The sequence below is a fragment of the Franzmannia qiaohouensis genome, from assembly GCF_031451695.1.
GTDB classification, from domain to species: Bacteria; Pseudomonadota; Gammaproteobacteria; order Pseudomonadales; family Halomonadaceae; genus Franzmannia; species Franzmannia qiaohouensis.
The window spans coordinates 1-23,286 of record NZ_JARWAM010000028.1; the positions used below are offsets into that span (position 1 = coordinate 1).

General features: G+C 53.8%; 22 protein-coding genes. 18 read left to right on the forward strand and 4 right to left on the reverse strand.

Annotation, left to right across the window (positions count from 1 at the left end):
• Both QC821_RS20890 and tal read right to left on the reverse strand, forming a co-directional pair.
• On the reverse strand, window positions 1-178 hold a 178-nt coding region (locus QC821_RS20890), incomplete at its 3' end, for a hypothetical protein (RefSeq protein WP_309725364.1).
• Window positions 179-224: 46 nt separating this feature from the next.
• Window positions 225-1,181, reverse strand: coding sequence for a transaldolase (gene tal, locus QC821_RS20895; RefSeq protein ID WP_309725325.1), 957 nt, complete (start codon window positions 1,179-1,181; stop codon window positions 225-227).
• 327 nt (window positions 1,182-1,508) lie between these two features.
• Here tal and QC821_RS20900 point away from each other — a divergent pair, with 327 nt between their 5' ends.
• The 12 genes from QC821_RS20900 (at window position 1,509) to QC821_RS20955 (ending at window position 13,254) form a co-directional block, all read left to right on the forward strand.
• Window positions 1,509-1,988 carry an RpiB/LacA/LacB family sugar-phosphate isomerase gene (locus QC821_RS20900; RefSeq protein ID WP_309725327.1) on the forward strand — a complete coding sequence of 160 codons (480 nt, stop codon included), beginning with the start codon at window positions 1,509-1,511 and terminating at the stop codon, window positions 1,986-1,988.
• A 72-nt stretch (window positions 1,989-2,060) separates the two neighbouring features.
• Window positions 2,061-3,785, forward strand: a complete 1,725-nt coding sequence (locus tag QC821_RS20905) for a dihydroxyacetone kinase family protein (RefSeq protein WP_309725329.1) — start codon at window positions 2,061-2,063, stop codon at window positions 3,783-3,785.
• Between the two features lie 109 nt (window positions 3,786-3,894).
• Window positions 3,895-4,863 carry a sugar-binding transcriptional regulator gene (locus QC821_RS20910; protein WP_309725331.1) on the forward strand — a complete coding sequence of 323 codons (969 nt, stop codon included), beginning with the start codon at window positions 3,895-3,897 and terminating at the stop codon, window positions 4,861-4,863.
• 345 nt (window positions 4,864-5,208) lie between these two features.
• Window positions 5,209-6,069: a transketolase gene (locus QC821_RS20915; protein WP_309725334.1), complete on the forward strand. Its 861-nt coding sequence runs from the start codon at window positions 5,209-5,211 to the stop codon at window positions 6,067-6,069.
• Window positions 6,070-6,080: 11 nt separating this feature from the next.
• Entirely contained in the window at window positions 6,081-7,079 is a 999-nt protein-coding gene (locus QC821_RS20920) for a transketolase family protein (RefSeq protein ID WP_309725335.1), read from the forward strand.
• 41 nt (window positions 7,080-7,120) lie between these two features.
• Window positions 7,121-8,101 (forward strand): TRAP transporter substrate-binding protein, encoded by a 981-nt coding sequence (locus QC821_RS20925; RefSeq protein WP_309725337.1) that lies wholly within the window; start codon window positions 7,121-7,123, stop codon window positions 8,099-8,101.
• Window positions 8,102-8,117: 16 nt separating this feature from the next.
• Window positions 8,118-8,681: a TRAP transporter small permease gene (locus QC821_RS20930; protein WP_309725366.1), complete on the forward strand. Its 564-nt coding sequence runs from the start codon at window positions 8,118-8,120 to the stop codon at window positions 8,679-8,681.
• A complete protein-coding gene (locus QC821_RS20935; RefSeq protein ID WP_309725339.1) occupies window positions 8,678-9,937 on the forward strand; it encodes a TRAP transporter large permease in 1,260 nt (419 codons plus the stop codon). Before QC821_RS20930 ends, QC821_RS20935 begins: the two co-directional genes overlap by 4 nt.
• A gap of 11 nt (window positions 9,938-9,948) precedes the next feature.
• The gene (locus QC821_RS20940) at window positions 9,949-10,827 is read left to right on the forward strand and encodes an NAD(P)-dependent oxidoreductase (RefSeq protein ID WP_309725341.1); all 879 of its coding nucleotides are present in this window, start codon (window positions 9,949-9,951) and stop codon (window positions 10,825-10,827) included.
• 15 nt (window positions 10,828-10,842) lie between these two features.
• Window positions 10,843-11,697 (forward strand): sugar phosphate isomerase/epimerase family protein, encoded by an 855-nt coding sequence (locus QC821_RS20945; RefSeq protein WP_309725343.1) that lies wholly within the window; start codon window positions 10,843-10,845, stop codon window positions 11,695-11,697.
• A 5-nt stretch (window positions 11,698-11,702) separates the two neighbouring features.
• Complete coding sequence (locus QC821_RS20950) at window positions 11,703-12,461, forward strand: SDR family NAD(P)-dependent oxidoreductase (protein WP_309725345.1); 759 nt, start codon at window positions 11,703-11,705, stop codon at window positions 12,459-12,461.
• A gap of 76 nt (window positions 12,462-12,537) precedes the next feature.
• Window positions 12,538-13,254, forward strand: coding sequence for a FadR/GntR family transcriptional regulator (locus tag QC821_RS20955; protein ID WP_309725346.1), 717 nt, complete (start codon window positions 12,538-12,540; stop codon window positions 13,252-13,254).
• Between the two features lie 556 nt (window positions 13,255-13,810).
• On the opposite strand, the gene QC821_RS20965 is transcribed toward QC821_RS20955, so the two are convergent.
• Complete coding sequence (locus QC821_RS20965) at window positions 13,811-14,569, reverse strand: NAD(P)-dependent oxidoreductase (protein ID WP_309725349.1); 759 nt, start codon at window positions 14,567-14,569, stop codon at window positions 13,811-13,813.
• Window positions 14,570-14,631: 62 nt separating this feature from the next.
• Window positions 14,632-15,579, reverse strand: coding sequence for a hydroxymethylglutaryl-CoA lyase (locus QC821_RS20970; RefSeq protein ID WP_309725351.1), 948 nt, complete (start codon window positions 15,577-15,579; stop codon window positions 14,632-14,634).
• 644 nt (window positions 15,580-16,223) lie between these two features.
• On the opposite strand from QC821_RS20970, the gene QC821_RS20975 reads away from it, so the two are divergent.
• The 6 genes from QC821_RS20975 (at window position 16,224) to QC821_RS21000 (ending at window position 22,721) form a co-directional block, all read left to right on the forward strand.
• Window positions 16,224-17,642 carry an aldehyde dehydrogenase family protein gene (locus tag QC821_RS20975; RefSeq protein WP_309725353.1) on the forward strand — a complete coding sequence of 473 codons (1,419 nt, stop codon included), beginning with the start codon at window positions 16,224-16,226 and terminating at the stop codon, window positions 17,640-17,642.
• Between the two features lie 5 nt (window positions 17,643-17,647).
• A complete protein-coding gene (locus tag QC821_RS20980) occupies window positions 17,648-18,760 on the forward strand; it encodes an iron-containing alcohol dehydrogenase (protein ID WP_309725356.1) in 1,113 nt (370 codons plus the stop codon).
• Between the two features lie 31 nt (window positions 18,761-18,791).
• Window positions 18,792-19,451, forward strand: a complete 660-nt coding sequence (locus tag QC821_RS20985) for a GntR family transcriptional regulator (protein WP_309725358.1) — start codon at window positions 18,792-18,794, stop codon at window positions 19,449-19,451.
• Window positions 19,452-19,904: 453 nt separating this feature from the next.
• A complete protein-coding gene (locus QC821_RS20990; RefSeq protein ID WP_309725360.1) occupies window positions 19,905-20,885 on the forward strand; it encodes a TRAP transporter substrate-binding protein in 981 nt (326 codons plus the stop codon).
• Between the two features lie 13 nt (window positions 20,886-20,898).
• Window positions 20,899-21,465, forward strand: a complete 567-nt coding sequence (locus tag QC821_RS20995) for a TRAP transporter small permease (protein WP_309725362.1) — start codon at window positions 20,899-20,901, stop codon at window positions 21,463-21,465.
• Entirely contained in the window at window positions 21,462-22,721 is a 1,260-nt protein-coding gene (locus QC821_RS21000; protein WP_309725339.1) for a TRAP transporter large permease, read from the forward strand. The genes QC821_RS20995 and QC821_RS21000 overlap by 4 nt, the downstream gene beginning before the upstream one ends.
• The last annotated feature ends 565 nt before the right edge of the window (window positions 22,722-23,286 follow it).

The window sequence follows — 23,286 nt, forward strand, 5'->3', positions numbered from 1 at the left end:
AGCGGTCGCGGTTGGCCCAGTGCGGGTTGGCCGGGTTGTGGCTCAGGTGATCGTTCCACAGCACTTCGGCGATATCGGCCATGCCCATGGGGGCGCCGGGGTGGCCGGACTTGGCCTGCTGTACGGCATCCATGGAGAGCGCGCGAATGGCATTGGCCAGTGTAAAACGAGTCGGCATAGTGGGTCCCAGTGGTTGATTGTGGTGCGGGCTGGTGGCCAGTGGTTCAGCGCGTTGCCAAGCGATCGGCGATCAGGGCCTCGAGCTTGTGCTGATCCTCGGCAAAGCGACGGATGCCCTCGGCCAGCTTGTCGTTGGCCATGGCATCCTGATTATGGCCCCAGCGGAACTCGGCCTCGTTAAGCGGCTGGCGGCGCGAGGTGCCGTCTTGGCTTAGGGTGATCCGTGGGGCGACGTCGCCATCGGCAGCAGCCAGCGCCTCGAGCAGCGCCGGTGAGATGGTCAGCCGTGGGCAACCGGCCAGTGCCAGCACTTGCTCGACGGTGCGGAAGCTCGCGCCCATCACCACGGTGTCGTAGCCGCCCTGGTTGACCCGCTCGCAGACGCCACGGACGAAGGCCACACCTGGATCCTCCTGCGGGGCATAGTCGCGCCCAGTCTCCTTTTTGTACCAGTCGGTCACGCGACCCACGAACGGCGAGACCAGGAAAACGCCGGCATCAAAACACGCCTGGGCCTGGGCATCACTGAACAGCAGGGTCAGGTTGCAGTTGATGCCCTCCTTTTCCAGCACCTCGGCGGCGCGAATGCCCTCCCAGGTCGAGGCCAGCTTGATCAGCACGCGATCGCGCCCCACGCCGCGGCGATCATAGAGCTCGATCAGCTCGTGGGCCTTGCGGATGCTGGCCTGAGTATCGAAGGAGAGTCGCGCCGCTACCTCGGTGGATACGCGGCCGGGCACCACGCTAGCGATCTCGCTGCCCATGGCGACCGCCAAGCGATCCACGCTTCGCTTGGCACGGTCGACGAGATCGGTCCCTTCGTTCCGCGTCTCGCTTAGTACGTCATCGATGAGCTCCTGATAGCCGGGCAACTCGAAGGCTTTGAGAATCAGAGATGGATTGGTGGTCGCGTCCTGGGGCTGGTAGCGCTTGATGGCGTCGAGGTCACCGGTATCGGCGACCACGAGGGAGTGCTGGCGCAGGGCGTCAAGACGGGACATAAGGCCTCCTGGAATACGTGCTCAAGGTGTGAACGGATGATCGATTTGATGAAGAGAGTATTGGTCACATATGCGCAGATGTCGAGCATATGGACATTCAACTAAAGTTGAATTACCGCCTGTGCTTTATGGCCGAAAAAGAGAATTCCATTGAATATCAGCAGGGTATGGCCGTTCTGATGAGTGATCTTTCCGGTTGAGCCTGGGTGCATCGCTCTGTTCTTATGATCATATGGTTTACTTATGTTCATATGATGCTAGCTTGAGGCGTATCGCTTGGTGCCATCTGTGGGATCAGGCGCCAACACTATCCTCAAGGAGATCACCATGCCTGATGCCATCCCTTCCCTGACCGTCGCTATCGGTGGCGATGAAGCCGCCTACGACCTCAAGGAAATTCTTATCGCGCATATGCGTGAGCTGGGTTACGAGGTCGAGGACTTCGGTACCTACAATGCCGAGCCGATCCTCTACCCCGATGTGGCCTTCGCGGTTGCCACGGCGATCAAGGAGGGACGCTTCGATCGTGGCGTGCTGGTGTGCGGTACCGGTATCGGGGTGGCCATCTCGGCCAACAAGGTGCCCGGTGTTCGCGCCGCCCAAGCCCATGACACCTATTCTGCTGGCAAGGCACGCACCAGCAATGACGCGCAAATCGTGACGCTGGGTGCCAGGGTTGTGGGGCCGGAGCTGGCCAAGGAGATCGTGTCTACTTTCCTGGGGCAGTTCTTCCCTGGAGGCCCCTCGGCCCAGAAGTTGGCCAAGATCTCTGAATATGAGGCGCGTCTCGGGGCGGACAAGCGCTGAGCCTCATCTATCGAGAATAACCAGGGTGAGCCGGTAGGGCGCCGGCCCACCTCAATTTAGGGGCATGTTTCCATGACACGTTTGTTCAATGATCCCAGTGATTTTCCCGACGAGGCCCGCCTGGGGCTGGTGGCTGCTCATCGTGACAAGCTGATGGCCGTTCCAGGTGGTGTGGTGCGCAGTACCCGGAGTGAGACCGGTACCGTCGCGGTGGTGATCGGCGGGGGCAGTGGTCATTACCCGGCCTTCGCTGGCTTGGTGGGGCAGGGCCTTGCCCATGGTGCGGTCATGGGGAACCTGTTTACCTCTCCGTCGGCCCAGCAGGTCTATTCCGTAGCCAAGGCGGCGGATAACGGTGGTGGCGTACTGCTGAGTTTCGGCAACTATGCTGGTGACGTGCTGCATTTCGGGCAGGCCCGGGAGCGGCTGATTGCTGAGGGGATTCCCTGCGAGATAGTCACCATTACCGATGATGTGGCCAGCGCATCTCTGGTCGAGTTCGACAAGCGTCGTGGCATTGCTGGTGACTTGACAGTATTCAAGGCGGCGGCTGCAGCGGCGGAAGCGGGTGCGACCCTCGATGCGGTGGTGGCAGTAGCCCGGGAGACCAATCGCCGCACCCGTTCCTTTGGCGTAGCCTTCGATGGCTGCACCCTGCCCGGTGCCGACGATGCACTCTTCCATGTGCCCGCCGGCAAGATGGCGGTTGGCCTCGGCATCCATGGCGAGCCTGGGATCCGTGAGGAGGATGTGCCTACCGCCGATGGCCTTGCCGATATGCTGGTGAGTCGCCTGCTCGAAGAGGTTCCGGAGGGCATTGAGCCACATGGCGCTCGCGTGGTGCCAATACTCAATGGGCTCGGCACCATCAAGTATGAAGAGCTTTTCGTGGTCTACCGCCGGGTGGATGAACTGCTGCGTGAAGCGGGGCTACGGATTGTCGAGCCGGAGGTGGGAGAGCTGGTGACCAGCCTGGACATGGCAGGCGTGTCTCTGACCCTATTGTGGCTTGACGATGAGATAGCGCGCTACTGGATGGCACCCGCGGATGCTCCGGCCTATCGCAAGGGTAGCGTGCGGCCCGCGGAGGCCATCGACCCTGCCGAAGTGGAGTCGGTCGCCCAGCTTGGGATTCCACCGGCCAGCAAAGCTTCCAAAGAGCTAGCCGCCAGGGTTGTGGCAGCGCTGGAGGTGTTGGTTGCCACGGTTAAAGAAAATGCTACGGAACTAGGGCGAATCGACGCGGTGGCGGGTGATGGCGATCATGGCATCGGCATGCAGCGTGGTAGCAAAGCCTGCCTGGAGGCTGCGAGGGAGGCGCTGGCCAGTGGAGCAGGTGCCGAAACGGTGCTGCGTCGGGCGGCTGAGTGTTGGTCCGATCGGGCGGGGGGGACCTCCGGCGCAATCTGGGGTGTCATCTTGACCTCCATCGGTGAGGCCCTGGGTGACGAACATTCGCTGTCTGCCGAACGCTTGGCCACTGGTGTGGCCGCTGCCAGCGATAATGTCATGAACTTTGGCAAGGCCAAGCCTGGCGACAAAACACTGGTAGACGTGTTGGTGCCCTTTTCCGAGTGTTTGTCAAAGTCTGTAGCTGCGGGCGAGAGTATTAGTGCCGCCTGGGAAAGAGCCTCCCACAGAGCCCAGGAGGCCGCAGATGCAACGGCGGACTTGCTACCCCGGGTGGGGCGTGCGCGCCCCTTGGCCGAAAAGAGCTTGGGAACACCAGATGCCGGTGCCATATCACTTGCTATCATTGTTCGTGCCCTAATGCCCGTCCTGGAGCGCTGTGAATAAGGCGCTGCTCGGTTTTGCGGAAAAAAGTCGAGGTTCCTGCCGATTGGCGGGAATCTTGCGTATATAAGGTATGCTAGTGTCCGCCATGAAAAGTACCGGGAAGAACAGGATGAATCATCGCCAGGACGTCGCAGATATCGATCTGATGACCGAGATCGCTACTCTCTATTACGTACAGGGGGAGACGCAGGAGATTATCGCCAACCGTCTGGGGCTCTCCCGGGTGCGGGTCGGACGCTTGCTCAAGCGAGCCCAGGCGGAGGGCATCGTGGATGTCAGGGTGCGTCAGCATCCGGCGGTCAGTGCCGAGATCGAACAGGAGCTCAAGCGCCGTTTTGGGATTGGACGCGCGTTGATTGCTCTGGATCGTAGCGATGGCGATGCACAGCGTTCAGCGGTGGCCAGCCTGGTGGCCGATCATCTATCCCGGAGCCTGACGGAAGGCGGCATCGTTGCCGTTGGCATGGGGCGCAATGTGGGCGCCGTGGCCGATAATGTCTTCGCTGCCGAGCGGCGCAATGTGTCCTTCGTCTGCGCTATTGGCGGCTCCCTGCGGGCGGGGGAGTACATGAACCCCGACCATATCTGCCGGCGCCTGGCGAGCAAGTTCGGTGGCGAGAGCGAGACGCTCTATGCCCCGGCATTGGTGCAGAATGCCGCCCTGCGTGATGAGCTCTACGAAAACCCTACGGTGCGGCAGGCCCTGGATCGGGCCCGGCGTGCCGATGTCGCCCTGATCGGCGTCGGCGACATGAGTGAAGACAGTAATATGGTGCGTATGGGCTGGTTTTCGCCTCAAGAGATCGCCGAGGCGAGGTTGTCGGGGACGGTGGGCGACATGATGGGCTGCCACTTCATCGATATTCATGGACAGCCGTCGGCGACCCCGATGCAGGGGCGGGTCATCGGTCTGGGGGTTGGTGACCTGTCCAGAATCCCCGATGTCATCGCCATCGCCAGCGAGAACACCAAGGCGGTGGGGATTCTCGGCGCATTGCGCACCGGGGTCGTCAATACCCTGGCCACTAGCGCCACCAATGCACACACCATCATCCGCCTCGACGAAGCCACCCGCTGAGGCGAAGAAACCCCTGAAGCACAAGCCCTTCTTTCCCGCCGAGAAAACCCTCCACCAGCATTCCTCTGTCCACTGAGCATAGGCAGAGGAGCTAGCTGTTATCGCTCGTCACTGTACTGGTGCTGTGGTCGTACTCTCATTGATTTTCGTCTGCCCGATAAATTGGTCAATATATTCCGAGTGGTGAGCAAATGTTATTTCGGAGGCCTCTTCTTGTCGATAAGCATAATTAATTACTTAAAAAACAATGGTTTAATAAAAAAACAATCGTAGACTAAAGTTGGGTATCTATCTTGTCCACATGGGGCTAGCCTTAATTGGTCAACCAATTATAGGGAGTTGCCAATGAGCGCTTCATTATCGATTGCCGGGGCTGAGGAGGTCCAGAAGCTAAGGCAGCATGCATACCGCATCCGCCGTAATGCACTACTGATGGGGGAGGTGCAGGGCCAAGGTTATGTCGGCCAGGCACTTGGGGTGGCCGACGTGCTGGCAGTGGCATATTTCCGCCATCTCAAGTTCCGTGCAGATGACCCTGAATGGGAAGGCCGGGATCGCTTTCTGTTATCTATTGGTCACTACGCCATCGCACTCTATGCGGCGCTGATCGAGGCGGGCATCGTCTTGGAAAGCGAGATCGAGAATTACGGTAGCGATGACAGTATTCTGCCCATGTCCGGAATGGCGACCTATACACCGGGGATGGAAATCACCGGTGGCTCTCTGGGCCATGGCCTGGGGATAGGTGTCGGCATGGCGCTCGGGCTAAAGCGCAAGGGTAGCGACTCTTATATCTACAATCTGCTTTCCGATGGTGAGCTGAACGAGGGCTCCACCTGGGAAGCGGCAGCATCTGCCTCACACTGGAAGTTGAATAATCTGATTGCGATCGTGGATGTCAATGACCAGCAGGCAGACGAGAGATCGTCGAAAGTTCTCAACTACGAACCAATTGCCGACAGATGGACTGCTTTTGGCTGGGAGACATGGCGGGTCAATGGCAATGATCTGGAAGAGTTGGTCCGGGCTTTCGATTCTGCTGTCAGCAGCCAGTCTGACAAACCTCGCGTGATCATCTGCGACACCTTGATGGGCCGAGGTGTTCCGCTGCTGGAAACCCGTGAGAAGACTCACTTCATCCGTGTGGATGAAGACGAGTGGAGTCTTGCGTTGAAGCAGCTAGACGATGTTTATGGGATCAAGTGAGGAGACGTGAAGTGACGGACAAGAAGAAATTGAAGACTTCGGCAATGATTGCCTCGATCGCGGGGGAAGGGCAGCCAACAATGGCAGCGCCATTTGGACATGCTTTAGTCGAAGCGGCGGCAGAAAATGACAAGATCGTAGGTATGTCGGCAGACCTGGCAAAGTACACCGATTTGCATATCTTCGGTAATGCATATCCGGATCGTTTCTATCAGATGGGTATGGCCGAACAGCTACTGATGAGCGCCGGTGCTGGTATGGCCAGGGAAGGCTTCATTCCCTTTGTCACCACCTACAGCGTATTTGCGTCACGTCGTGCCTATGACTTCATCGCAATGGCTATTGCAGAGGAAAAACTCAACGTCAAGATCGTCTGTGCCTTGCCAGGCCTGACAACTGGATATGGGCCAAGCCATCAGGCTACCGAAGATGTCGCTATTTTCCGTGGAATGCCGAATCTCACGATCATCGATCCCTGCGATGCTATCGATATCCAGCAGTCCGTACAGGCGATGGTTGACTATGATGGCCCTGTTTACATGCGCCTGTTACGTGGAAAGGTGCCCAAGGTGCTGGATCGCTTTGATGATTATTATTTCGAGATCGGCAAGGCGAAGCGTTTGATCAAGGGTGGCGATGCGCTGATCATTTCTTCTGGACTTATGACAATGCGATCAGTGGAAGCTTCCGATCAGTTGCAAGAGAAGGGAACTTCGGTAACGGTACTTCACTGCCCGACGATCAAGCCGTTGGATGAAGAAGCAATCCTTGCGGAAGTTCGACGTCATAACGGAAAACCGGTATTTGTGGCGGAAAACCATTCTGTGGTCGGTGGATTGGGGGAAAGTGTTGCCTCATTACTTATGAGAAATGGTGTTCCAGCAAGGTTCCAACAGATCGGCTTGCCAGACGAGTTCTTGGATGCGGGGGCGCTGCCCACGCTCCACGACCGATATGGCATTTCAACTCAGGAGGTGGTGAAAAAAGTAGAAGAATCCCTTTCAGATTAAAAGAGATCGAAACAACAATATTCAATTCGGAGTAGCTAGCCATGAGAAATATTCTCAGCAGTATCTTTGTCGCCGGGTCTATGGTGGTCGCCTCATCGGCTTTATCTGCACAGACCTTGCAGCTTGCCCATAATGCCGCCGAGGGCAACCCCAAGTGGGAAGCCTCGGAGCTGTTCGCCCAACTAGTTGAAGAAACAACCGGAGGAGAGATCAAGGTCGATGTGGGCGGTAACGCCCAGTATGGTGACGACATGGAAGCCTTGACCCAGATGCGTATGGGCACCTTAGCGCTGAGTGCCAACTCTCAAGGCGCTACCTCTTCTGTGGTGCCGCAGTTCTCGGTTCTTGGACTGCCATTTCTATTCGATTCGCTGCCGGAAGCATGGCGCGTCATGGACGGAGAAGTCGGTGACGAACTCAAAGCCTTGGCAGAGAACAATGGCTTGGTGCTTTTAGCACTCTGGGATAATGGTATTCGGCATGTTAGCAATAGTGTTAAGCCAATAGAAACACCGGAAGACCTCAGGGGTATGCAGATCCGTACACCGCCGGATGAAATGACGGTCGATATTTTCGAGGCTTTAGGAGCCAACCCAACACCAATGAATTTTTCTGAACTTTATATCGCACTTCAGCAAGGTGTCGTTGATGGTCAGGAGAATCCTTTGATGAACATCTATTCATCCAAGCTACACGAAGTCCAAGACTATATCTCGATGACCGGCCACAAGTACGAGTCGACGCCAATTTTAATGAGTAAGATGGTCTGGGATTCCCTGAGTCCCGAGCATCAGGGGGCGATACAAGAGGCAGCGCTGGAGGCGGGCGAGTTCAATCGTCAAGCATCTCTTGCGGCCGACGAGGAGTTGAAAGGGAGAATGATTGAGGCTGGTATCGAGTTCAATGATGTGGACACAGCGCCATTCATCGAAGCCACCTCTTCTGTATATGACGCTTGGCGTGAGCAATATCCAGATCTGGTTGATATGGTTATTAATGCAGTCCAGAACGACGCTCGTTGAGAAGGAGGACGTCGTGATGAAGCTCTCCGAGGAGAGCCGGGTCAGTGAGGTGACTTCGGTCACCTCCCTGATGCTGAGCTCCAAGACAGTGATATACCAGCTGGCAAAATGGATCGCTATTTTTGCCATTATCGTCATGTTCCTTTCGCTCATGTCGGGTGTAATTGTCAGGTACGTGCTGTCCACAAATCTTGGCTGGGTAACCGAAGTCCCCAATCTAATGTTTCCCTGGCTGACGGTGAGCGCAATTGTCGCCGCAGCGGCAAAAAATGAACATATTGGGATCAATCTGATCGTCGATAACCTGCCTGTGTTCATGCGGCGCTTAATCCTCATCGCCATAAATGCTCTCGCAGTGATCGCCTTCACTATGATTGCTTATCGCGGCCTGACTGTGATCGATATCGCCGGGGGGCAGCGTCTCCCTATTACCAAGATTGCAATGTCCTGGGCTTATTGGTCGGTGGTGGTCGGGTTTGCAGCACTAGCACTTATCTCCTTGCTCAACATTGGGCTGCTACTGGCTGGCCGAGAAGAACCCACTACATCCCAGGTGTCACAGGGGGAGGAAGCGCTATGACCGTTCATATGTTGCTGGGCTTCATCATCTTCATGCTACTAGCCATGCCAGTGGGCTATTCTCTGGTCATCAGTGGCTGGGCAGCGCTCTCGGTATTTGGCCCTGTTCCATCGAGCATGGTAGTGATGAAAATCTTCCAGCCAACCCAGAGCTTTCCACTGTTGGCAATTCCCTTCTTCATTCTGTCGGGAAGCCTGATGATGTCCGGTAAGCTGGGTCAGAAACTCGTTGGCCTCGCTTCCATGCTTGTCGGGAAATACCACGGTGGCCTAGGGCAAGTTTCTGTGGTTGGTTCAACCGTGTTTGGTGGGGTATCCGGCTCCTCGGTAGCCGAAGCTTCGGCGCTTGGTTCCATGCTAATTCCCTGGCAGAAGAAGGAAGGGTATCCTGCAGCATTTAGTGCAGCTGTAACTTCATCATCTTCCGTCATCGCCGGCTTGATGCCGCCCTCCATTCCACTAATCCTTTTTGCAGTGGTTTCGAGTACTTCCATTGCTTCACTGTTTATCGCTGCGGTAATACCTGCGCTGTTACTTGCTGCTGGAATGATGATGGCGTGTTATTTTATCGGAAAAAGACGTGGTTTCCCTAGGCTTACAATGCATTATACTCGAGCAGAGAAGAGGTCAACATTCTTTAGTGCGTTGCCTGCATTGATGATGCCTGTGTTCATCCTAGTGCTATTGCGGGCCGGCATCGCTACACCGACCGAGGTCAGCATCATCGCCGTTGCCTATGCTCTTATGGTGAGCGCCTTGATCTATCGTGACCTCAATGGAACCCGTATCATGGCAGCGCTGACTAGCACCGTTATTACTACCGGTGTGGTCATGTTGATCATTGCTGCAGCCAATATTATCGGCTATATACTAACGAGTGGGGGTATACCTCAGGCAATCGCCAACTGGGCGGTGGACTATCTTCAGCATCCGCTCTTGATCATTCTCGCAATAAATATTCTGCTGCTGTTTATCGGCATGTTCTTGGATCTTCCGGCAGCTATTCTTCTCCTTGGTCCAACACTGGTCTCAATCGCCAACGCAATCGGACTGGATCTGGTTCAGCTTGGCATTATGATGTGCGTCAACCTGAGTATCGGGCTGTTTACACCTCCTATTGGCACCACACTTTTCGTATCCTCGGCCATTGCCAAGGAAAAGATCGGTTCGGTGGTAAAGGAGTTGATACCTTTCTATCTGGTGGCACTCATTGTGCTGCTCCTGGTGTCTTTTGTGCCTGCACTGATTATCTACTGAGGTGTTGTAAGATGAAAACCGTCATTTTCGCCGGGCTTGGCTCCATGGGCTGGCCCATGGCCAGCAACTTACACGATGCAGGCATCAAGGTGGTGCCCTATGATGTAGATGCCGAGAAAGTCCAGGAATTCCAGCGTCGTACTGGTACAGGAGGCGAGGTGAATCCCTCCCTGCCCACTGTCGACGGTCTGTTGATCATGGTTGTCAACGCCCAGCAAGTTCGCAGTCTGTTGTTCGAACAGGGCATGATCGAGAAGCTAAAGCCAGGTGCTTGTATTGTGCAGATGTCCACCATTTCTCCAGCTGATTCAGCGAAAATCAGCCATGAGATCAGAGATGTTCGTGTGGATCTGCATTTTGTCGATGCACCTGTGTCCGGTGGTGTCGTCGGAGCCCAGCAGGGCTCACTTACTATCATGGCTGCCGGTATTCCCGCTGCTCTGACTGCCTGCCGTGACGTCTTCGAGGTGCTGGGTGGTGCCATCTTCCCTGCAGGTGATCAGCCCGGACAGGGATCGGCCTTCAAGTCGGTAAACCAACTACTGTGCGGCGTCCATATTGCCGCAGCTGCGGAAGCCTTATCCCTGGCCGAAAAGAATGGGCTCGATCTTGAAACCATGGTCGAGATGCTGGGTGCTTCCGCTGCATCCAGCTGGATGCTCAAGGATCGGGGGCCACGTATGATTCTGCCGCCGGACGAGATCACCAGTGTGGTCGATATCTTCTGCAAGGATCTTGGTATTGTCTGTGAATCCGCCAAGCAGTCCCGGGCTTATACTCCGCTTGCGAATGCTTCCTATCAACTTTTCGTGGCTTCTTCGGAGAGAGGTGAGGGCAAGCTCGATGATAGCCAGTTGATACGTACCTATCGATTGCTGAATGGAATGTGATAGATGGAGCGGGTCATGAGTAGTGACACATCAACCAACTATATATCGGTAAGCACAGCGTCTTACGATGGTTATGGCTTCGATGCGATTTTCCCCTCGCTGGCACGTTGCGGGGTGACACAGGTAGAGATTGCCTTCATCGAGGGCTATGTTGAAGCCTTTTGTGATGACGACTTGACAGTTGCCTATGGCCTAGAGCTAAAGGAGGAGATGCGGCGCAATGGTCAGGAATGCCGCTATTTCTCCGGCCATATTGACCTAGGAGAATCCAATGCTTGTCGGCGTCTCGAGGCACGCTGCCGCTTTGCGTCTTCCCTGGGAGCTTCCTATGTCATTACCAATGCCGCCAGCATCGCTTCCAGTAACACCTTCTTGGCCCAGGCCAAAGAGCTGGCCGCCATAGCTCGGCATTATGGAATACGTATTCTGCTGGAGAACCCGGGTAACCGCGTGGCGAATCTGATCGATCACTCGCGGCATCTGTCCCCGTTGCTGGAAGCGCTAGCAACGCCGGAATTCGGTATCAACTTCGATGTGGGAAATCTGTTGTCTCATTGTCCAGATATTGACCCCCTGAGGGACGCTCTAGTGGCTCTTCCCTGGGTGGATCATTTCCATATTAAATCCTGTAAAAAACGTGATGATGGTATTGCTTTTACCCCTCTTGGTGAGGGAGATGTTAATGAAGTTCCGCTGATAAGAAAGCTTATGAAAGAAAGTATTCCTTTTTCCCTGGAGCTTCCGTTCCGTCTGCGCCGTGACCGGGATGCTCAGCCCTGGAGGCTGGAGGCAGCTGTGCCGATGAAAGAGATAGAAGAAGGCATTGTACGTTCGATTCGTCGTATTCAAGACATCAAACTGGAGGTGTAAATACCATGAAGAAGTTACTAGAAGATAAAGTTTGCATTGTTACTGGAGCGGCCGGCATCAATGGTATAGGTCTTCGCACTGCCAAGCTGTTCTATGAGCATGGCGCATCGATTGTTATCACAGATATTAACCAAGAAGCCTGCGACGAGGCTCGCGCCATGTTCGATCAGAGTCGCTCTCTGGTTCTTGTTGCTAATGTGATTAGCAAGGATGATTGTGAGCAGGTAGCTAGTTTTGTGCTTGAGAAGTTTGGCCGAATTGATGTGCTGGTGAACAATGCAGGTGTTACGCAGCCGGTTAAGTTCGAAGAGATTCAACCGGATGACTATGATCGCATTCTCGACGTCAACCTGCGAGGCATGTTATATATGTCTCAAGCAGTGATTCCGCAGATGAAAAAACAGCTCTCAGGCTCTATCGCAAATACTTCCTCTGTATCTGCCCAGCGTGGTGGTGGGATCTTTGGCGGGCCTCATTACAGTGCGGCCAAGGCCGGCATGCTCGGCCTTGGTAAGGCGATGGCGAGAGAGCTTGGTAGCTTCGGTGTGCGTGTCAATTCCGTCACTCCCGGCTTGATCGCCACCGATATCACTGGTGGTAAACTAGATGATGCCCTGAAAGGAAAAATTCTGGAAGGCATTCCTCTACATCGCCTGGGAACTCCTGAGGACGTTGCCAAGACTTTCCTGTTCTTGGCGTCTGATCTTTCCGATTATATTACGGGAGCTACGATTGACGTTAATGGTGGCATGCATATCCATTGATTAATGCTATGCTGTCCTGGGAGAAGGTTCATCAAGAAATGGATCATCTCGTCATGGGGCAGCATTAGGTGAATTTATGAGTGCTATTGATCCGAGTATTTTGGATAGGCTGAAGGATTTCGTTTCCATCTCTGATTTGTCCAGAGACGGTCGTTTGAAGCTGCCTCCTGAGAGAGCTCTATGCGAGCATTTTGATATGCATAGAACGTCGGTAAGAAACGTTCTTTCGGTTCTTCAGAGCCTGGGGTTTATAGAGCGGAAGCAGGGGAGTGGTACCTTTTTAAAGATGCCTGAGCCTGTCTTTATTCAGTTGTATTTTGAGTTGGCGCTAAAGCTTAATTACATCTCAGTGGATCATCTTGAAACCGCTCGTGAAATGTTTGAGCGGGAGATTGTCCAGGCTGCTGCTGTCAATCATCTCGATTCGGAGTTGGAAAGATTGGAGGTGCTCTGTAATAAGATCGTTAACTCAACGGATGTGATGGAAGGTCTTCAAGCGGATTACGATTTCCATGAACAACTGGCCATTATGGCCAAAAACCCTGCTATTCTGATTATCTTTCAGGGGCTGTCATCGGTGTTGAAGAAGGTGCTTCATCAGCGCCGCGTACTAGCACGGCAATCATCGGTAGCCCAGGAAAAGACGAATAAGACCCATATCGCCATCGTCGACGCGGTAAAGACTCGTAACCGTACGCGGGCCCGTCAGGCGATGGATCAACATTTCGAGACCTGGAATCAGCAGACCCTGCGCAGCTATCGCCAGGAAACTGATAGCGTGGCGGAGAAATAAACGTCGGAGTAAGGCGGAGCAAGATAAGGGGCGGTGGCCATCATCTGGCCGCGGCCCTACTTATTCCTGGCAGATTTGGATCAGGTGGCCGGCATCGTATTAGAGCATGCCTTGAACGCCAATCTGGTCGATAAGTGGATCTTCGGCGTTGGCCCAGGTGGTGATCGCCAAGTATGCCGCCCATCAGCCGCTCTAGTGTCAGGCACAGATCTATGCCCGCGCCGGCGTGGAGATTCCACGCTCTACCCTGGTGGAATTGATCGGCATCTGTGGCGTGCGACTCCACGAACATCTACTGCAGCACTGGAAGTCGGTCGACTGATCACTCGCAAAGGGTGGTGGCCAGCCGTTTACCACCGCACTGGCTATGGGGCAGCTTTGGCTTGGTGCGCCTGGTGTGGCAGCCACTGGCGTTACAGCACTAGTGCGGCGGGACCGGAGTTGGGCTTGATGGCGGCGTCCCGGGCGGCGGTCTCCAAGGTTGGTCAGGCTTCCTGACGGAAGGATCAGAGCTTAACGCCTAGTCCGAATTTCGGGAGCCACTTAAAAAAAGTACTTATACAAGATTGACTGGTTCTCCATGGTAGAAGCCGTCGAGATTCTCAAGCACTCGATCAATCAAGCAATCTACACTATTCATGCTCGCCCAGGCCACATGAGGAGTGATGATAAGCCTTGGGTGACGATTGCAAATCAGAGGGTGATCTTCTGAGGGAGGCTCGGACTCCAGCACGTCCAGAGCAGCACCGCCCAAGTGTCCCTCGTTCAGGGATGCTAGCACCGCCTTAGCATCCACCAGAGTCCCACGAGCGGTGTTGATGAGGCAGGCCCCCTCTTTCATCAGCGGCAACTCGCGGTTACCTATCAGGTTGATGGAACCCGGAACGGCAGGGCAGTGGAGTGACAGCATATCACTCTGTCGCAGGACAGCCTCGAAGGCCATATAGCCGCTTCTCACCTTATCCGCGCCCTTGCGCTCAGCGAAGATGACCTTCATACCAACTGCTTCGGCGAGCTGCCCTACGCGTTTGCCGATATCTCCTTTTCCCACGATCCCCAGGATGGCACCCTTGACATCGTGGATGGGAGCAAGGTGCACGCAGAAAAAAGATGACTCCGACCAACGGTCATAGCTCGATTTCGAGTAGGGAATGAGTTGACTACGTAGAGCGTAGATCGCTGAGATCACGGACTCGGCCACGCCCTCCACAGTACTATCGTTCGGAGCAAGTGTCAGGTTTTCGCAGCGCTCCGTCCAGGCTGGAAGAGGAATGTCTTTCGGCACGGTTTCACTGTCGAGAAAAACGATCTTCATAAATTGACCTCGTTGCGGCAATGAGTACTAGCATTGTCCTAGCACTCGCAAGTCGGGCACCTTTATTTACCAAGGTGTTCCTTGACAGAATTTGGTACATCATGAAGGTCGAGACGACGCCCAGCCTTAAGAATCTGACTTGGTACATCGTGATGCACTAGAGCTGGCAGTTGCGCAGAGGCTTTGAGGATCTGTTCAAGGTCAATGCCGGTGCGATAGCCCATCAGCTCCAGCATGTGTACGAGATCCTCGGTAGAGACATTACCAGTGGCGCCGGGAGCGTAGGGGCAGCCACCGAGTCCACCGAGGGAGCTGTCAAAACGGTTGGCACCAGCCTCAATAGCCGCCAGGGCATTGCTCAATGCCATGCCTCGAGTGTTATGCAAGTGCACAGTGAGCTGAAGGTCTCCAAAGCGCTCCTTGAATTTGGCCACTACCTCGGCGACCTGCGTGGGATAAGCCATGCCGGTGGTGTCACAGAGGGTAATGCCACGCGCTCCTTGCTCTACGAAGCGCTCTGCCCATGAGAGCACCGTCTCGAGCGATATGTCACCTTCCATGGGACAGCCGAAAGCAGTTGAGAGCGAGACATTGATCGCGGTGCGGGTCGATTGTACCTCCTTGATTACTTCGCTCAGAGCATGAAATGACGCTTCACGTGTCATCTTCAGATTTGAGAGGTTATGGCTCTCGCTGGTCGACATGACGAGGTTAGCCTCATCGGCATCACAGGAAAGTGCGCGCTCAGCACCACGCATGTTCGGCACCAGCACCGTATACTCGATGCTAGAATGACGAGTAATACCCATCATGACTTGTTCAGCGTCGCGCAGTGCTGGAATCGCTTTTGGTGATGTGAACGAGGTTACCTCAATCTTAGAATAACCACACTGAGACAGCTGATTAATAAGTTCTATTTTCTTATCAGTATCTACAAAATCGCGCTCATTCTGGAAGCCATCTCGTGTAACAACCTCCTGAATGAAGATCTTCTTATTGTTGCCTTGCATAATGTTTTTCTCTCAATGTTAGTTAGCTGGAGTCCGTTTATTCCAACGTGGATTGTGTCCAGGAATTGAAGGAAATCCCATCAAAGAGCTGTCGAGTATGCTTGCCTCGCTCCAGGTCACCACCTCCTACTCGTCCTAGCGCACGGTTCAACTTAGCGATGACGCCTGGAGCGGTGAGATGTGAGTAAGAAGGTACCATGATGATTTCTATCATCTAGCGACTCGGAAAGTTTGGCTACGGCCATCGTTAGATCCGCGTCATGCACCCTCGGATAGCTCAGGACGCTCGATTATCTATCACCTGTCCATTGGTGTTTAAAATTGTTGTCACTGTTGCCTGCGATGATGACGAAGTTGCTATCCCCGCAGGGCTTTCGCCCGACAGGGTGGTTCGGGTAAGACGCTGCGCTGGGCTCCCCGATATGTCCACAGACGTCGTATTCGGTAACCAAGCTCTCCTTCCTTGATAATCCCCACTTCAGTGGGTTCAGACACGACCCCCGCTGGCTCGGGCCTTTCAAGGGGGCCTGCGGGGTGGCCGAACTCGCCTCTGGTGGCGTCAATGTAATTTCAATTGACATTCTAGCTGATATGTCACAGAATACAACACAGGATGTGACAGTTGCCATGGCGGAAGGAATACAATGACCAATACCAGCACGCGAAACCATGTTGCCGAGCTTGTTATGAAGGCGAGAAAGGCGCAGGCGATCCTAGACGGCTACAGCCAGGAGCAGGTTGATCTCATTGCTGCAGCTGTCGTTTTCCATCTGTCGCGCCCGGACCTTGCGACCCGGGTCGCCGAGATGGCATATGAAGAGACCAAGATGGGCCTGGTCGAAAGCAAGCGCGCCAAACTGACCCAGAAGATGCCAGCTATTTTCCACGACATCCGCAATGAAAAGACCGTCGGCGTTATCGACCGCGATGAGGAAAGCGGCATCACAACCATCGCAAAGCCTTTCGGAGTCATCGCCGCCCTTGTGCCGAGCACAAATTGCGAAGCAACCCCTATATTCAAGTCGGTCCTGGGAATCCGTGCCCGCAACGCGGTGATCTGCGCTCCGCATCCGGTAAGCAAGACTACGACCCAGTTCGTTGTCAATGTCATCCGCGCTATCCTGCGGTCCCTTGATGCGCCGGAAGACCTTGTACAGTGCATCGATACGCCGTCGAAAGCTCTTGCAGGTGAGCTGATGGCTCAATGCGACCTGACAATGGCAACCGGTTCTAGCGACATGGTCAAGGCAGCCTATTCCTCGGGCCGACCAGCCTATGGCGTGGGTGTGGGCAATGCCGCAGTCATCATCGACGAAACCGTCAATCTCGAAGAAACTGCGGCCAAAATTAGTATAGGCAAGACTGGCGACAATGCATCGGGTTGTTCGGCGGAAAACTCGATCATAGTTCATGCTTCGATCTACGATGACTTCCTTAACGCCCTGAAAGCACAAGGCGCCTATATCGCGACCATGGAAGACAAGGAGAAGCTACAGGCGGTGATGTGGGAGAATGGGCACGTGTCCCGCAAGGTCGTCGCGCGGCCTGTCGGTGAAATTGCTACGCTAGCCGAAATGGAGCTGCCGACGGACAGAAGCTTCATTGTCGTTGAAGAGAGTGGCGCTGGTCCTGACTTCCCCTTCTCGGGCGAGAAGTTAAGCCTGGTGCTGACTTGCTACAAGTACGAGCGCTTCGAGGAGGCGGTGGCGCTGGTTAACAAAATCACCGATTACTCGGGTTCCGGTCATTCCTGCGGGATCCACTCCAACGACATCAACCGCATTCTCAAGCTAGGACTTGAGACACGTACTTCAAGGGTCATCGTTCGTCAGCCTCATGGTGTCGCGAATTCTGGTAGCTGGTCGAACGGTCTTGCCAAGACTTTCTCACTCGGATGTGGAAGCTGGGGCGGAAATTCGGTTTCCGAGAACGTGACCCAGAAGCACTACTATAACACGACTAGGATTGCAGAACCGCTTGAACACACGGTGCCGGACGATACGGCAATCTATGGGCAGCTGCTTGACAAGATCCCTGATCTCCACATCGCAACGGAGGAATGACGACAATGCAGTTTGCCATTCGCCCAATGATTCACGGCTACGACACATTCGCTGCCTTCGGGAAGGCGCATGCCGTCGGTCCGCGAGACCTGATATTTACTCAGCGAATCCTCTACGAGACGTTCTTCTCACAAACACAGGCGCAGACGCTGTTCTATGACGACTTCTGCGGTGGCGAACCCACGGCTGCTACCGTCGACGCAATGTTGATCGAGGTACGCTCGCGCTATTTCGATAGGCTGATCGCGATCGGCGGCGGCTCAATCCTTGATTGTGCCAAGGTACTGGCACTCGATTCGAACGACTCCGTTGCATCGCTATTTGCCTCAGATGTACAGCCCGGGCGTAAGGTTGGACTGATACTTTCTCCGACGACCTGCGGGACAGGTTCTGAAGTAACCTGCGTCTCGGTCTTCGACTTCCCAGAGATTGGCAGTAAAGTGGGCAAGGGGTTTAATGCGGGCTTCGCTGATCACGCGGTGCTGATCGATGAGTTCCTCTCGAAAATCCCCTACCAGGTCTTCGCAACATCATCGGCCGATGCACTAGTCCATGCGCTTGAGATCTACCTTGCTCCGGGAGCGAACGCCTACACCGACGTGTTCTGCCTCGCGGCCGTTCGGTCGCTTCTGCAGGGATACATTCGGATGACGCAGCTTGGGTCTAGCGTGATCCAAGAAGATGCAAAAGCTTATCTCGCCGCGAGCAACATGGCCGGGATCGCGCTCTCGAACGTCCTGGCCGGTGGAGTGCACGCGATCGCAATGCATTTCGGAAGCGAACATCATGTGCCGCATGGAGAGGCAACAAGACTGTTCCTCCCCCCCGTCTTTAAAACCTATTACGGAAAGGAGCCCTCCGGAAAGATTGCAGATATTGCGCAGCTCATCGAGGAAATTCTGGGCCCCTGCGGTCCGGGATGCACGCCCTTCGATGCACTGGACGAACTTCTGGCCAAGGTCGTGCCAACGCGGCGGTTGAGCGAATACGGCATGGCTGCTGAGGACGTCGATCGCTACGCCGACAAGGTCATCGAAACCCAGCAACGGCTTCTGGTGAACAACTACACGCCTCTTTCGAAAGCTGATATCGTTCAGATATACAACCAGCTTATGTAAAGAATTCTGTGGGACATTAAGAGGTGAGGAAATGGCGAGCAGTTTTTCGGAAAAAGCGTATAACACGCTTAGGGATCGCATCATCAGCGGAGAGTTGCGAGCATCGACACCGCTTGACATTCACCGCATTGCCACAGAACTCGAGATGAGTGTCTCGCCGGTGCGTGACGCCATCAAAAAGCTAGAGTCGGATGAGTTGGTCGTTATCATTCCCCGCTCTGGTACTTATGTGCGTGATTTTACGATTGAAGACCTCATCCGCGGCTACGAACTCGTGGAAGCGCTGGATGGCATGGCGGGTTACCTGGTAGCCGAGCGAGTTTCTGAGAATGAAGTTGATGGGGGCGAGCTCGAGGCCAAGCTCATATCACTCGTTGACGAGATGGAGCAGAACCTCGAGCGTGAGCAGGTGAGGAAATGGGCAGAGCTAGATGCGCTCTTTCACCAGACTATCTTCGACATGTCTGGAAACTTACTAATTGCTAACAGTTATCACTCCGTTAGAAGTCGAATGAAGTTAGTACTGTCTTTTATCAGTCCGATCCATGTTGATCGGGAGAATTCGGTGCGTGAGCACCGGCTCATCATCGCTGCGCTCACTTCAGGGAACTGTGAGGAAGCACGAAGACTCTGCCAGAATCACCGCAACCTGGTGCGGCAGATACTGAAGTCACTTATAGGACAGGTGTAACAGACAGGAGAGATTCGCGACACTCCACGGACAAGACGTGAAAATTCACATAAGTTTATACGCGCAGTCTGCATCCTCAAGCCAGCAGAAGTTTGGGAGAAGAGCAACTGGAAATATGTCGATGGATTGACCGATTTCTCTCCAAAAATATCGATCATCATCACAGAATTGAATTATTGATAGGGTCACCTGAAGAAAATATGAGCACCTATTTCGCCGCACTTACTGAGGCGATATACGTCTCAGTAAGTGAGGTCGAAAAGTATGGTTGTCAAAACACCTCTATGTCGGGGATAGGCAACTTATACGCCGAAAATGGAAAGCTGCAGTGTCTTTCTAGCATTACATGATCACTATGAGATATCAACTCAGGAGGTGATGAAAAGTAAAAAAACCATTGATTCACGTGATTTAATACAATGATAAGACAATGAAATCGTGGAGTAACTGCTCATGAAAAAACTAATTAGTAGTGTAGTCGTCGCCAGCTCAATTATCGTGACGTCCTCGGCATTAGCCCAACAGACATTGCAGCTTGCCCATAATGCCGCCGAGGGCAACCCCAAGTGGGATGCCTCTGAACTCTTTGCCCAGTTGGTTGAAGAAGCAACTGATGGTGAGATCAATGTCGATGTGGGCGGCAATGCTCAATACGGTGATGACATGGAAGCCATCTCTCAGATGCGTTTGGGGACCTTGGCCTTGAGTGCCAACTCCCAAGGCGCTACCTCTTCGGTGGTACCTCAGTTCGCTATTCTTGGTCTCCCATTCCTGTTCGACTCGCTACCAACGGCGTGGCGGGTGATGGATGGTGAAGTCGGAGAAGAGCTCAAGAGACTTGCCGAGGAAGAAGGCTTAGTCCTGCTTGCCTTTTGGGATAATGGCATTCGCCATATCAGCAATAGCGTGAAGCCGATCGAGTCACCTGAAGACCTTAAGGGCATGATGATACGTACTCCGCCGGACGAAATGACCGTCGATATCTTCGAGGCCATGGGAGCGAGCGCGACCCCCATGAACTTTGCTGAGCTCTACATCGCACTTCAGCAAGGTGTCGTTGATGGTCAGGAGAATCCCTTGATGAACATCTATTCTTCAAAGCTATATGAGGTGCAGGATTACATCTCGATGACCGGTCATAAGTATGAGCCGACGCTGGTCATGATGAGTAAGATGGTCTGGGATTCCCTGAGTCCCGAGCATCAGGAGGCGATACAAGAGGCAGCGCTGGAGGCGGGCGAGTTCAACCGTCAGGCATCACTTGAGGCTGATGAAGAATTAAAAGGGAGAATGATCGAGGCTGGCGTCGAGTTTAATGAAGTCGACCAGCAGTCCTTCATCGAAGCCACCTCTTCTGTATATGACGCTTGGCGTGAGCAATATCCGGAACTGGTAGATATGGTCGTCGAGGCCGCTCAGCGTAACGCTCAGTGACCGGGAGGAGGTCATGATGAAGCTCTCCGAGGAGAGCCGGGTCAGTGAGGTGACTTCGGTCACCTCCCTGATACTGAGCTCCAAGACAGTGATATACCAGCTGGCAAAATGGATCGCTATTTTTGCCATTATCGTCATGTTCCTTTCGCTCATGTCGGGTGTAATTGTCAGGTACGTGCTGTCCACAAATCTTGGCTGGGTAACCGAAGTCCCCAATCTAATGTTTCCCTGGCTGACGGTGAGCGCAATTGTCGCCGCAGCGGCAAAAAATGAACATATTGGGATCAATCTGATCGTCGATAACCTGCCTGTGTTCATGCGGCGCTTAATCCTCATCGCCATAAATGCTCTCGCAGTGATCGCCTTCACTATGATTGCTTATCGCGGCCTGACTGTGATCGATATCGCCGGGGGGCAGCGTCTCCCTATTACCAAGATTGCAATGTCCTGGGCTTATTGGTCGGTGGTGGTCGGGTTTGCAGCACTAGCACTTATCTCCTTGCTCAACATTGGGCTGCTACTGGCTGGCCGAGAAGAACCCACTACATCCCAGGTGTCACAGGGGGAGGAAGCGCTATGACCGTTCATATGTTGCTGGGCTTCATCATCTTCATGCTACTAGCCATGCCAGTGGGCTATTCTCTGGTCATCAGTGGCTGGGCAGCGCTCTCGGTATTTGGCCCTGTTCCATCGAGCATGGTAGTGATGAAAATCTTCCAGCCAACCCAGAGCTTTCCACTGTTGGCAATTCCCTTCTTCATTCTGTCGGGAAGCCTGATGATGTCCGGTAAGCTGGGTCAGAAACTCGTTGGCCTCGCTTCCATGCTTGTCGGGAAATACCACGGTGGCCTAGGGCAAGTTTCTGTGGTTGGTTCAACCGTGTTTGGTGGGGTATCCGGCTCCTCGGTAGCCGAAGCTTCGGCGCTTGGTTCCATGCTAATTCCCTGGCAGAAGAAGGAAGGGTATCCTGCAGCATTTAGTGCAGCTGTAACTTCATCATCTTCCGTCATCGCCGGCTTGATGCCGCCCTCCATTCCACTAATCCTTTTTGCAGTGGTTTCGAGTACTTCCATTGCTTCACTGTTTATCGCTGCGGTAATACCTGCGCTGTTACTTGCTGCTGGAATGATGATGGCGTGTTATTTTATCGGAAAAAGACGTGGTTTCCCTAGGCTTACAATGCATTATACTCGAGCAGAGAAGAGGTCAACATTCTTTAGTGCGTTGCCTGCATTGATGATGCCTGTGTTCATCCTAGTGCTATTGCGGGCCGGCATCGCTACACCGACCGAGGTCAGCATCATCGCCGTTGCCTATGCTCTTATGGTGAGCGCCTTGATCTATCGTGACCTCAATGGAACCCGTATCATGGCAGCGCTGACTAGCACCGTTATTACTACCGGTGTGGTCATGTTGATCATTGCTGCAGCCAATATTATCGGCTATATACTAACGAGTGGGGGTATACCTCAGGCAATCGCCAACTGGGCGGTGGACTATCTTCAGCATCCGCTCTTGATCATTCTCGCAATAAATATTCTGCTGCTGTTTATCGGCATGTTCTTGGATCTTCCGGCAGCTATTCTTCTCCTTGGTCCAACACTGGTCTCAATCGCCAACGCAATCGGACTGGATCTGGTTCAGCTTGGCATTATGATGTGCGTCAACCTGAGTATCGGGCTGTTTACACCTCCTATTGGCACCACACTTTTCGTATCCTCGGCCATTGCCAAGGAAAAGATCGGTTCGGTGGTAAAGGAGTTGATACCTTTCTATCTGGTGGCACTCATTGTGCTGCTCCTGGTGTCTTTTGTGCCTGCACTGATTATCTACTGAGGTGCTGTAAGATGAAAACCGTCATTTTCGCCGGGCTTGGCTCCATGGGCTGGCCCATGGCCAGCAACTTACATGATTGATAATACCCATGTTGCAATTGTCAGCGCTATCAGGGCTCGTAGTTGTGAACTGGCTCGTCAAGCGATGGACCAACATTTCGAAATATGGAATCAACACACCATGCGAAGTTATCGGCAGGAAGCGGATAGTATATTGGGTTGATGGGAGTAAATGCTCTCAATTTCTCTGAGGAGAGGCGGCATTTCTGATATGAGATATATCATTCTATTATAACACAGAAGAGTCTGAATTGATTGATTGGTACATGTCTTGACTATGTGTATGATGATTTCAGAGAACGCCCCCATCCGGGGGCGTTTTTGTGAGCACAAGATGCGCGTTTCCCAATTACTGATCGAGAACGAAGGGGGCGCTGTACTGGTCTGCATTCTCCTGAGTGATCAGCATGCAGTCCCTGAATTCAAGTAATAAGCGCAGCACCTGCGGTGTTGAGGGCTCCTGAGTATTCACCCAAAAACACCTGTGCCGGTGTCCGGTAACCAAG